The organism is Winogradskyella jejuensis (assembly GCF_900129745.1).
Classification (GTDB): domain Bacteria; phylum Bacteroidota; class Bacteroidia; order Flavobacteriales; family Flavobacteriaceae; genus Winogradskyella; species Winogradskyella jejuensis.
On the sequence record NZ_FQWS01000002.1, the window covers coordinates 186,866 to 199,065 of the forward strand.

The following is a 12,200-nucleotide window of genomic DNA, read 5'->3' on the forward strand; positions in this document are numbered from 1 at the left end:
AGGTTATTTTTTGTGACAAAAATAAAGTTCTATATCTAGGTCAATGTTACAAAGGTTACTAAAACTCTAAAACATCTATTTTGTTTCTGCCAAGTTCTATCTTCCCTTCTTTTTCTAATTGCTTAAGTAATCTAGAAATAACAACTCTAGATGTGTGTAAATCTTCAGCGATGTCTTGATGGGTAATATCTAGTTGAGTAGAGGCAGTTAATTTTACTTTATCGGTTAAATATTTAAATAATCGCTCATCCATTCTCATAAAGGCAAGCGTGTCAATGGTCTCTAACATCTCGTCAAAGCGTATTTGGTAACTCTCAAGAATAAAATTTCGCCAACTTTCATTAGTATGAAACCATAGTTGCATGTTTTCTATAGGTATCATAATTACTTCAGTGTCTTCATCGGCTACAGCTCTAATTTTACTTGAAGATTTAGACATGCAGCAAGTTAAAGACATCGCGCAGGTATCTCCAGATTCTAATACATAAATTAAGAGTTCTTCACCATTTTTATCTTCACGTAATATTTTGATATTTCCCTTAATCAATAGGGGAATAAATTTTAGCTTTTGACCTATATCGATAATGATATCGTCTTTTTTAAACGTTTTTAAGGTCGCGACTTTAGCAATACTACCTATTAAGACTGAATCGAATAAATATTCGAAAGATTGAAGAGTATCTGTATGTACCATATATCAAAAATAGTGAATTCAACTTTTGATATAAATAGTTTGGTTGTTTTTTAAATAATGTATTATATTTGCACCCACTTAAAAACGGCCTCGTGGCGCAACTGAATAGCGCATCTGATTACGGCTCAGAAGGTTACAGGTTTGAATCCTGTCGAGGTCACGAATAAATCAAAAGCAAGCTAAAACTAATAGCTTGCTTTTTTGTTTTAGTAAGATTTTGATTTTCAAAGCGGAGCTTTGTCAGTCAAGACGAAGTCAATCTGTCGAGGTCACAAAAAGCTCATCTAAACAGATGAGCTTTTTTTATTTTCTAATCTAATCTAAAGAATTCTTAGTTACATAAGCCCTCCAACCGATAATTGCTAATTGCCATTTCTTAGCTTTAGTTAAATCTAGTTGTTGCTTAGTAAAAGATGGTAGCAAAAGCTTATTTGCTCTGGCTAAAACTTTAAAGAGACCTTTCTTCATGATATAAGTTAATATTCAAAGATATCTAAAAAAAGAAAACTTAGCGACGTGCTAAGTTTTTCTGCTTTTTTGATTGATTTAAGTTTTTGATTGGTTGGTTTAAATCTAAATTGAGAATATAATTTCTACAATTACTTTGACAATAGTTAGCATGGTTTTAATGTTTTAAAGGTTAATATTTTACTACAATTTCTTGATTGAGTTTTCAATATATATCGGTGATTAAGCTTCTGCCAAACACTTTTCTAAAAATCTATGAATTTGAATATGAAATTATAAGTAAAAAAATGAATCTAGTTTCAAATAAAAACTTTTATTCCTTATTTTATGTTTTATTTTATTATCATATATGGTATATATTGTTTTTAATTGAAACATTTGAAGGGGATTTTGAGAACTGTTTTTAAAACTCAAGGGAAATTTCACTCTCAAAACTGCTGTTTTTGAAGGTTTGATCTTTTTTAATTTTAAAATCAATAAATAAATATGACAGTTATCATAGTTTATTTCATCATTATTTTTTAACATAAAAACGACTTTATAAAATGTATCTTTGCCAAAAATTAGATATGCGCAATTTTACGTTTTTGTTGTTTGTATTAACCTCTTTTTACGGTTGGTCTCAAACTTTAGTGATAAATGAGTTAGATGCAAATGACCCAAGCACTGACGATGAAGAGTTTATAGAGTTAAAATCACTTACTCCAAATTTTTCTACAGATGGTTACATCCTAGTATTTTTTAATGGAAATAACACTTCTGCAGGAAATGACTTAAGCTATTTAGCATTCGATTTAAACGGATATACAACAGATAGTAACGGATTATTGGTTTTAGGCAATCTTAATGTATCTCCGTTTCCGCAAGTATTATTAACAAATGGGTTGTTTCAAAACGGGACTGATGCCGTTGCAATTTATCAGACATCGATTGATAACTTTCCCGATGGTACGCCAGCAACTTCTAATACAAGTTTCAATCTTGTAGATGCCTTAGTCTACGATACTGGCTCAGTTAGTGCTGTGGATAATGATTTGCTTATGGCTTTAGGTCAAACCACTCAGTATTTCGAGGGTTCTGATACAACCAATTCGCTTCAGCGCAGAGCTGACAACACATTTGAACCTGACACACCTACGCCAAGAGCTTTAAATGATGGTTCTGGAATTATATTTAATGCTATTGCTATTTCTACAACAGAAACGCAATACATTGAAGGCGAAAGCTTTCAAATAACATTTACAGCAGACCAGAATGTAACTTCTGATGTTACCTTTAATATCTCCTTATCTAATGGAACTTTTACAACAGGAGATTTTTCTGGCTCTACAAGTATTACAATTCCTAATGGTCAGAATACAGCTAGTACCTTTATCTCTCTTTTAGATGACCCAAATGATGAAGGCGATGAAGAACTTGTTATTGAGTTTCTAGATTTAGTTGAGCCAATTGTTGCTTCAAATAACTTTATTACCGTTCGTGTTGTAGATAACGATTTTACAACAGCTGCTTGGGGTACGCCATTAAATCCAACCTACGACCAAGTGACTAGTACACAACCTGTGAGTTATTACAGTAGTTTAAATGGAAAGTCAGGACAAGATTTAAGAGATGCTGTACAAGTAATTATAGCAGACCCAAATGAGGTAAGAACACATAGCTATGCAGATGTTTTTAATATTTTAAAAATAGCAGACCAAAATCCTGAAAATAGTAACCAGGTTTGGTTGGTGTATACTGAAGAGGGACGTTCAAAATTAGATCAGCAAAATTCTGGAATAAGTACCGGGAAGTGGAATCGAGAGCATACCTTTCCTAGATCCAGAGGAGGTTTTAATGATTGGGACGATTTTGATGATGAAGCTACAGGAATAAATGTCTTTATAACCACAAATGCAGACTCGTTACGTCATGCAAATTCTGATGCCCATGCTCTGAGAGCTGCGGATGCATCAGAAAATAGTCGAAGAAGTAATGCAAATTATAGTAACAATTTCTCTACAACTTCAGGATTAAGAGAATATAATGGTCCTGCAAATGTCGACCCAGCAAATGGAATAGGCATTAGCTTTAGAGGTGATGTGGCTCGTAGTGTTTTATTTTTAGACTTAAGATATAACGGACTTGATGTTGTTAGTGGTTTCCCAAACTCTAATGATAGCAACGATGATGGTACTTTGGGAAATTTGGATGTGTTGTTGCAATGGCACGAAGATGATACTCCAGATGACTATGAAATGAACAGGAATAATGTTGTTTACGAGTGGCAACGGAACAGAAACCCCTTAATTGATTTGCCAGATTTAGTAGATTATATCTGGGGAGATAAGGTAGGGCAAGTCTATAACGGCGCTTTAAGTGTGGAGGAAACTGAAACAAATCGCTTTTCTTTTTATCCAAATCCTTCAGAAGGAAAGATTATATTTCAAGGTATAGAGGCCAATACTAAGATTGAAGTACTCTCTATTGAAGGTCGAAAAATACAAGACTTGAATATAGATAGTTCTAATACTGTGGATTTAAATCTCTCGAAGGGTATTTATCTGATTAAATTTTACGACGATACTAAAACTGAAACCAAACGTTTAGTAATAAAGTAAAAAACAAAAGCCTGAACATATGTTCCGGCTTTTGTATAGAATTTTATAAAGTTTAAAGTGGATTTGAGCTTACTACTAAATCATCACCATATTTACCAAAGTTAACCGTTGGAATGCCATTGGTATTATTAAAAGTACCAACACTACTATTACCATCTTTATCTTTTACAGAAATTTTGATTCTAACAATTTCTCCGTTTTTATTCCGCTTCAATTTTGAATACTTGACCGTGATACCTTTTTTTGCTAATTCCTTTTTGTGCGTATCCATGAGTTTATCTTGTGTGTCTTTAGTGATATAATGTAATACCATTTTACTGTCCTTGTTATCATCTTCAAACCTCACAGAATTTATTTGAACTTTATAGTCTTCATTACTATTACGTAGTCTTTCAAACCTGTTTTTGGCTTCGTTGGTAGTTATAACTACTATACCATTTTCTCCTTTAGCACCGTATATTTCTGTTGCAGTTTTGTCGTCAACTATAGAAATAGATTCAATAATCGAATAATCTAAATCTTTCACATCAATTTTGCCTAATATATCGCCATTAATAACGATTAAAGGTTTTTTATTAGTGCTTAAAAATTTATTAAGTTCCGCTTTTGTAGAAGTTTTAAAAACATCAGTTGCTTCAACTTTAGAGATTTGCCATGCATTCTTCTTCTTACTAGCTTTCCCTTTAGTTTTTATCTCTACAACACCATCTTTCCCTTTTTTGCCATATAATGCAGTTGCTTTGTCACCCTTGATTACATTCACTTCGGAAATCTTATTTGGATTCATCTTTTTTAAATCCTTTTTAGATGCCACTTTTCCGTTTATAATATAAATCGGGTCTTTACCTTTAGAATTGCGAATTCTGAAAGTATTTTTATAATTAATAGAATCCGCTTTGATGGTAAAACTATTTGAACTAAACTTAACATTACCATTAGACTTAAAGGTGTACGCAGTTTTTGGTTTTCCAGCAACAATACTATCTTTTGTTCTAAAGACATACCTCGCTTTGGCTTTTGGCTTTGTTTTAATGAAATAGACTGAGTCTGCTTCTATTTCAATTTCTTCTTCCTTATCTTCAATAATTTCTATAACAGGTTCTTCTATAATTTCAATAATTTCTTCGACTTCAGGTTCTTCGATAACCTCTATCACTTCCATGTTTGCAGGTCCCACCATTACCATACCGTTTTCAAATTTTACAAAACGGAATGGTTTTATTCCTTCTTTAGTGTCTGCCTTGTAGCTTGTAGAAGAGCCATCGTACTCGAAGCTAATATCGATTTTATTTATAAGTCCTTCAGAATTTCTCTTTAAAGACTTTAAAGTCATCTCTACACTTTCTTTCTTAAGATTCTCTTTCATCTTATCGAGGCTCTCATCACTCATCTTATTAGTAAAAACCACTTCAACTTTAGTGTCTATAACTTCACTTTCATTGGTTTTTGTTGGGGCTTCTACAAATACTTCTTTGGTATTAAAACTCATAAGAAAGATGAAGAAAAACGGAAGAACTAGAAATGACTTCCAGCGATTAATTGATTTTGATTGATGTTTTTGTAACATAACGATTCGTTTTTTGATTAATGAATTATAAAAATTTGATGTAAGATTGATGTTAGCGTTTCCTATACTTGTTTTCAGTAAAAGTTGCTGATATTCTGCTGATGATTCTGATATTCTCTGTGTTTCCGCATCAGCGATATATTCGAGGTTTTGCTGAATACTCTTATGATATAACCAAGCTAAAGGATTAAACCAAAATGCAACACATGCTAATCGAGAAATTATGATATCTAATGAATGCCATTGGCGAACATGTACTTTTTCATGATTTAATATAAGTTGTAGTTCGTCTTCTGAAAATAGATTAGGATTGTAAACTATCCATTTGAAAAATGAAAATGGAGAAATCTTACTTTTTACAACAACATAAGTGTAAATACCATCTTTGTTTTTAGAATTTTTGACAAGCAATACTAACAAAGAACCAAATTGAAATATAAACTGTGCTAAGAAAATAACGACACCGATTATGTAAATGTAGCTGAGCAATTGCAACCAATCAAAAGTTTCGTTTTGTATTATCTCTGTTGGTGTGTATACTAACTCAAATGGGATATTAGTGTTTACCGTTGTTTCTACAGGTATATAAACAGGGATTTCTACTAGAGGTAGCAAAGAAGCTATTACAATACCAAAAAATAAGAACCATCTATTGTGACTAAAAAAAGTTTCCTTCTTTAGGAAAAGTGTATAGCCTAGATGCATTAATAGGAGTAGGGCACTAGATTTTAATAAGTAATCCATTTTACTTTTTCTTTTCGATTATATCAATAATTTCTTTAAGTTCTTCTACGCTAATTTTTTCCTCTTTTGCAAAAAAGGATACCATATTTTTGTAGGAATTGTTAAAGTAGTTAGCTATAGCTGTATTCATGTACTTAGCTTTGTAATCTTCTTTTTTAATAATAGGATAGTATTGGTGTGTTTTACCGTAGGCATTATAAGAGACATATCCTTTTTCTTCAAGATGTCTTATAATGGTAGAAAGCGTATTGTAATGTGGCTTATCGTCTTTTATTTCTGCTAATACATCTTTTACAAATGCTTTTTCAAGACGCCACAAGATGTGCATTATTTCTTCTTCTTTGTTTGTTAATTTCTGCATGTTTCTATAAATGAAATTGATGAATACATTTCAAATCTATAACTATTTTTATAGTTTTCAAACTATTTTTATAGTTATTTAACGAAAAATTTAGTTTTAAACTAAAAAAAGGCGAGTCTTACACTCGCCTTGGTATTTTATTCTTTGTTGAAGCTTAGTTTTTTGTAGTGGCAATAATAGCACCGTCTTTCGCTTTTTTGCCATAAAGACTTACTGCTGTTTTAGGTTTTAAAACATCTACATCACTCAATTTATCTTCTTTTGCTAGTTGGTCTAATGTTTTAAAGTCAGAAACTACACCGTCTATAACTATTATGGTTTCCTTATTTGGGTCGTCAACAAATTTGTATTTTGAATTTGCTGTTTGATTACTTTCATCGTCAAAGAAGCTGAAACGTTTAGTAGATGGATTGGAACCAAAACTGAAACTTTTCTCTAGTCTTTTTCTAAGTTCTTGCATATCTAAAGAATCTCCGTTAAAGAAAAAAGAACTTGAATTACCATTAAAAAAGTCATCCATATTAAATGCTTTCATTCGGTTTTTAAAAATTGAATCCGTGTCAAATGGCATTGAAAAGCTATTGTTGTTAAACAAAGCAAACATATTTAGACCTTCTCTATTTTTTCCTACAAATAGATTCCCGTTTTTACTTCCAAATTCCATAGGACTAATAGGTACATTACTAGAAAATGATGTACTGGTTTGTTGTCCTGTTGAGGTAGATAATTTAATAGATATACCTGTGATTTCTTCATTCTCATTTCGTTGAATATTATCGAATTGAGCTTCGATATCGTGGTCTTTAAGCATAGCTTTTATGCCGTCAAAGTCTTCATCTGTTGTGTTTTTATCGATAGTAACTTCAACATTGGTTTCGTAACTAGATTTACTTTGAGCTGCAGTACTGACAGAGAGTAGCATTACTACATAAAATAGAAGACTTCGAGTTGTTTTCTTTAGTGTTCTTAGCGATTTCATTTTTAATTGATTTTTTTGATTGTGTTTCAAATTTATTTGACCCAAAGAAAAATTGCGAATTTTTAACTAAAATTTAGTGTCAAATTTTAACTAATTGTTAAAGCTAAATAGATTTTTATAAATTGTTTTGTGTAGTAAATGGTATCTTCGCAAAAAACTAAAATTACATGAATATACTACTCATTCTAATTGGCTTATTGCTTTTGGTAATTGGCGGAGATTTTTTGGTTAGGGCTTCTGTAGGGTTGTCTTTTAAGCTAAAATTATCAAAACTTGTTATAGGAATGACTGTAGTGTCTTTTGCAACATCAGCGCCTGAGTTATTGGTAAGTCTTCAAGCAGCATTAGATGGTGTAAGTGATATAGCTCTCGGAAACGTTATTGGCTCTAATATAGCAAACATTGGCTTGGTTTTAGGTATTACGGCAATAATTTCTCCATTGATTGTAGACCGAGAGTTCTATAAGCTTAATTGGCCTATGCTTATGTTAATGTCATTTGGATTGTATTTTTTTCTAAAGAATGACAATATACTTTCTGCTATTGAGGGACTTATATTATTTGTGGTGTTAATACTGTTTTTAATATTTCTTATTTATGATTCTAGAAAAAAAACCAAAGCACTTATTTTAGAAGGGATAGACGACTCACTAGCTGTAGTTTCTAATTTTAAGATTATAATTTGGTTAATTATAGGTGCTTTAGGATTGTATTTTGGTTCAGAATGGTTAGTAGACGGAGCTAAGGGTCTTGCAAAATCTATCGGCGTTAGTGATTACGCTATTTCAGTCACAGTTATTGCTATTGGAACTAGTGTTCCAGAATTAGCGGCTTCAGTAATTGCTGCTTTAAAAAGAGAAAAAGCGATTTCTTTAGGAAACCTTATTGGTTCTAATATTTTTAATATTGCTTCTGTGCTTGGTTTAACAGCAATTATAAAGCCAATTACAGTAGAATCTTCAAAGATTTTATCTACAAATATTTTTTGGATGATTGGTTTTGCTGCGATTTTAATTCCGTTGGTCTTCTTTGGTAGACGTTTTAAAATTGATAGGTATAAAGGATTTTTATTGTTTATTGCTTACATAGTATTTGTAATACTGGCATTCAATTAGATAATATAGGTTATGAATAAAAAAAAAGCGTTTCAATTGAAACGCTTTTTTTGGTATAAATATTTATTATTAAGAAATATTTGCAGATTTAACTGTTTTAATAATTCTTCCAGCAATTTTATAAGGATCACCGTTAGATGCAGGTCTTCTATCTTCTAACCAGCCTTTCCAGCCTTTTTCTACTGTTATGATCGGGATTCTAATAGATGCACCTCTGTCAGATATACCATAAGAAAAATCATCTACATGAGCAGTTTCGTGTAAACCCGTTAAGCGCTCATCGTTGAATTCGCCATAAACGGCCATGTGCTCTTTTACAACAGGTCTAAACGCTTCACATATTTTTTCATATGTTTCTTGAGAACCACATGTTCTTAAAGTAGTGTTAGAGAAGTTGGCGTGCATACCAGAACCATTCCAGTCTCCTTTAACAGGTTTTGGGTGATACTCAATATAATAGCCATATTGTTCTGTTAATCTATCAAGTAGATAGCGGGCTATCCAAATTTCATCACCGGCTTTCTTTGCGCCCTTAGCAAATAGTTGAAACTCCCATTGACCTGAAGCAACTTCTTGGTTTATACCTTCAAAATTTAAACCAGCAGCTATACATAAATCTGCATGTTCCTCTACAAAATCTCTACCATGTGTATTTTTTCCTCCTACAGAGCAGTAGTACATACCTTGTGGCCCAGGATATCCACCGATAGGGAAACCTAAAGGTAGCTGTGTGTCTTTATCCATTATAAAGTATTCTTGCTCAAAACCAAACCAGAAGTCGTTATCATCATCGTCTATAGTAGCTCTACCGTTTGATTCGTGAGGAGTACCGTCAGCATTTAATACTTCAGTCATTACTAAATAACCGTTATTACGAGCTGGGTCTGGATATATGGCAACTGGCTTAAGGAGGCAGTCAGAAGAGCCACCTTCAGCTTGTCTTGTAGAAGAACCATCAAAAGACCATATAGGGCAGTCTTCTAGTTTTCCACTAAAGTTTTCTTCAACTTTAGTTTTACTTCTCATGTTCTGTGTCGGTTTGTAACCGTCTAACCAAATGTACTCTAACTTGGATTTGCTCATTGTTGTGTTGTGTTAAATTAACGAAAGACCAAAGATAATTTTTTTTCATTTTCAGACATTAAAAAATTAACTTCGTTTCTTTATTTTTTGCCAATTATTATCAACAACAAAGCTTTAGTTATTAACTATAAGGTTTTCGTAAAGCTTTATGTATTTAGATTAAATGAAGACTAACTAACTATTTATTTGTAATTACTTTATTTTTAATTAATTAAAAAAGGTTGAAAATTTATTAATAATTCTAAGTTTTAAGCTTTAATATTTATGAATTTTATATTCATTTAATGATTTTCGATGAAAAACGATAAATACTCGTTAATCGACTTTCGTTATTTAATTTTTATAGATTAGATTTGTAATGTTGTATGTTTCTTATATGAAACAATTTAAACATAGCTATTAATCAATTAAATACAAATTAATCCGTTGGCTAGATTTTTTAGACGAAATCTCATCCAAAAATCCCTTCCCCCAAAAAATACATTAATGTTAAAACATTGAATTCCGTAGTTGAATTGATTTATTTTTTGGTCGCTCCACTACTGCTTGTTTTAATGTTTAGAGTAAAATATAATTTTAACCTTTTATTAGGTTGAATCATTATATAATGCAGCAATTTGTTGCGATAAAATTTTAACAATTAATCCATTAAATTAAATTTCTAAATTATGAAAAAAGTGATTTTAGGTGCAGCGGCACTATTATTTTGCGGAGGAGTAGCCTTCGCTCAACAAAACGACAGTGATGTTGATCAAAACGGAGCTATAAACACTTCTGATGTTCTTCAGGTAGGTTACAAAAACAAATCTAAAGTTAAACAAGATGGTAAGAACTTTGGTATTGGTGGTGTTGCTAACCTTGCTGTTGTTGACCAAGAAGGTGTTAAAAACAAGTCTAACGTTAAGCAAGACGGTGATGATAACTGGGCATTTGTAACTCAAAGAGGTTTTAAAAACAATGCAAAAGTAGACCAAGGTGTGGGTTATGCTGAAGTTAACGATGCTTATGTTTATCAGCAAGGAGAAAGAAATAAATCTAGACAAAAGCAACGTTACGACTACAACTTTGCAGATGTAGTACAATTAGGTTTAGATAACACAGCAACACAAGACCAAAGTAGTGGAGCTAACCAAGTAAATGGTAGTGACGCTTATGCTTTCCAAATTGGTGACAATCACGTTTCTACTCAAAAGCAAAGAGGTTCTGGTAACTATGCAGATGTATACCAAGATAATTTCTTTGGAGGTGGGCCTGGTAACACAGCTAACCAGTATCAAGAAGGAGATTCTAATGGAGCTGTAGCTAATCAAGTAGGTAATATGAACGATTCTGATCAAGATCAATATGGTTCTAGTAACTATGCAGACGTTGACCAAGACGGTTGGGGTAACTCTGCAACACAGTATCAAGATGGTATGAATAATGAAGCTCAAAGTGATCAAGCTGGTGTAGATAATACTTCTACTCAGGAGCAATATGGTTCTGATAACTTTGGACAAGTATGGCAAGAATTTATTTCTGGAAATAACACAGCTTTTCAATACCAAGATGGTGTTGGTAATGATGCTTACATAGACCAGTCTTTTGGTTCTTTCAATAACTATGCTGAGCAATACCAAATAGGTGATGATAACTTCGCAGTTGCTGCACAAGTTGGTGGTGCATTTTTAGGTAATGGTTCTGGTCAGTACCAAGTAGGTAATGGTAACGAATCTTGGGCATTCCAAGACGGTAATTTTAACTTAGCTATTACTGAGCAGTACGGAGATTCAAACTACTCATTTACTAATCAGTTTGGTTTTGGTAATGAAGCTTATACTTTACAAGTTGGTACTGGTCACATGAGTAACATCATGCAAACAGGAGATACTAACGTAGCTACTACTGCTCAATTTGATTTATAGAAAAATCAAATTAAGTTCTTCAAAAACTTCGTAAAGATGTTTTTGAAAAACTATAGATAATTAAACTAAAAGAGAGGAGTGGAATATCTCCTTTCTTTTAGTTATTTTTATATAAAACATAGATTCTTTTTATGAATAAATTAATTTTATTATTTCTGTTTACAATTATTACATCTGCCTTAGGGTTTTCTCAAGAAGTGGCAGAAATTGATAATAGCAAAACAAAAAAGGTTTCTAAAATCTTTAGTTACGAAGCACAAGTGTCCGATTTTTTAGTTCAAAATCAAGTAAATAGAGATTTTTTATTTAACAACAATTCTTCAAGAAATAACAATAGCTTAGTTGTTGTACAACAAATTGGTATCCGAAATAGTGTAACATCAAAAACTTTAGCTGATGGAACTTCGAGTATGCAATATATTCAAACAGGAAATGAAAATGTTATTACTAGTACAAATAGTTTCAATAATGTTACTGAACGTATATTTCAGTCTGGTAATAATAATAGGGTTAATAATTTTGCATTTGGAAATCTAGATAATGTTGGTCTAAACATTATTCAAAATGGTAATAATCTTACAGTTGAAAAATTTGGAGTTAACTCTCAAACAAATAATATTTCCTTAAAATTAGTGGGCAATAATCAAAGTGTTATAGTTCGAAGTTTTTAGTATTTTAAAAATTC

10 protein-coding genes and 1 tRNA gene are annotated in these 12,200 nt (G+C 31.9%); 5 read left to right on the forward strand and 6 right to left on the reverse strand.

What is annotated here, in order from left to right:
• Positions 1 to 58: 58 nt before the first annotated feature.
• Positions 59 to 694: a Crp/Fnr family transcriptional regulator gene (locus BUB95_RS08635; RefSeq protein ID WP_073085542.1), complete on the reverse strand. Its 636-nt coding sequence runs from the start codon at positions 692 to 694 to the stop codon at positions 59 to 61.
• 86 nt (positions 695 to 780) lie between these two features.
• Here BUB95_RS08635 and BUB95_RS08640 point away from each other — a divergent pair.
• Positions 781 to 854, forward strand: a tRNA-Arg gene (locus BUB95_RS08640).
• 155 nt (positions 855 to 1,009) lie between these two features.
• On the opposite strand, the gene BUB95_RS08645 is transcribed toward BUB95_RS08640, so the two are convergent.
• Positions 1,010 to 1,162 carry an SsrA-binding protein gene (locus BUB95_RS08645; protein ID WP_073085544.1) on the reverse strand — a complete coding sequence of 51 codons (153 nt, stop codon included), beginning with the start codon at positions 1,160 to 1,162 and terminating at the stop codon, positions 1,010 to 1,012.
• Positions 1,163 to 1,731: 569 nt separating this feature from the next.
• Here BUB95_RS08645 and BUB95_RS08655 point away from each other — a divergent pair.
• The gene (locus BUB95_RS08655) at positions 1,732 to 3,762 is read left to right on the forward strand and encodes an endonuclease (protein WP_073087350.1); all 2,031 of its coding nucleotides are present in this window, start codon (positions 1,732 to 1,734) and stop codon (positions 3,760 to 3,762) included.
• Between the two features lie 52 nt (positions 3,763 to 3,814).
• Here the strand turns inward: BUB95_RS08655 and BUB95_RS08660 are convergent, their stop codons facing one another.
• From BUB95_RS08660 to BUB95_RS08670, 3 genes are all read right to left on the reverse strand, one after another.
• Positions 3,815 to 6,073, reverse strand: coding sequence for a M56 family metallopeptidase (locus BUB95_RS08660; protein ID WP_073085548.1), 2,259 nt, complete (start codon positions 6,071 to 6,073; stop codon positions 3,815 to 3,817).
• Between the two features lies 1 nt (position 6,074).
• Positions 6,075 to 6,434: a BlaI/MecI/CopY family transcriptional regulator gene (locus BUB95_RS08665; protein WP_073085550.1), complete on the reverse strand. Its 360-nt coding sequence runs from the start codon at positions 6,432 to 6,434 to the stop codon at positions 6,075 to 6,077.
• A 154-nt stretch (positions 6,435 to 6,588) separates the two neighbouring features.
• Positions 6,589 to 7,413: a hypothetical protein gene (locus tag BUB95_RS08670; protein ID WP_073085552.1), complete on the reverse strand. Its 825-nt coding sequence runs from the start codon at positions 7,411 to 7,413 to the stop codon at positions 6,589 to 6,591.
• Between the two features lie 167 nt (positions 7,414 to 7,580).
• Between BUB95_RS08670 and BUB95_RS08675 the strand changes: the two genes are divergently transcribed.
• Positions 7,581 to 8,528, forward strand: a complete 948-nt coding sequence (locus tag BUB95_RS08675) for a calcium/sodium antiporter (protein ID WP_073085554.1) — start codon at positions 7,581 to 7,583, stop codon at positions 8,526 to 8,528.
• 69 nt (positions 8,529 to 8,597) lie between these two features.
• On the opposite strand, the gene BUB95_RS08680 is transcribed toward BUB95_RS08675, so the two are convergent.
• Positions 8,598 to 9,611, reverse strand: a complete 1,014-nt coding sequence (locus BUB95_RS08680; RefSeq protein WP_073085556.1) for a glutamine synthetase beta-grasp domain-containing protein — start codon at positions 9,609 to 9,611, stop codon at positions 8,598 to 8,600.
• Positions 9,612 to 10,279: 668 nt separating this feature from the next.
• Here BUB95_RS08680 and BUB95_RS08685 point away from each other — a divergent pair.
• Together BUB95_RS08685 and BUB95_RS08690 are read left to right on the forward strand one after the other, a co-directional pair.
• The gene (locus tag BUB95_RS08685) at positions 10,280 to 11,515 is read left to right on the forward strand and encodes a hypothetical protein (RefSeq protein ID WP_073085558.1); all 1,236 of its coding nucleotides are present in this window, start codon (positions 10,280 to 10,282) and stop codon (positions 11,513 to 11,515) included.
• A 131-nt stretch (positions 11,516 to 11,646) separates the two neighbouring features.
• A complete protein-coding gene (locus tag BUB95_RS08690) occupies positions 11,647 to 12,186 on the forward strand; it encodes a hypothetical protein (protein ID WP_073085559.1) in 540 nt (179 codons plus the stop codon).
• Positions 12,187 to 12,200: the final 14 nt, after the last annotated feature.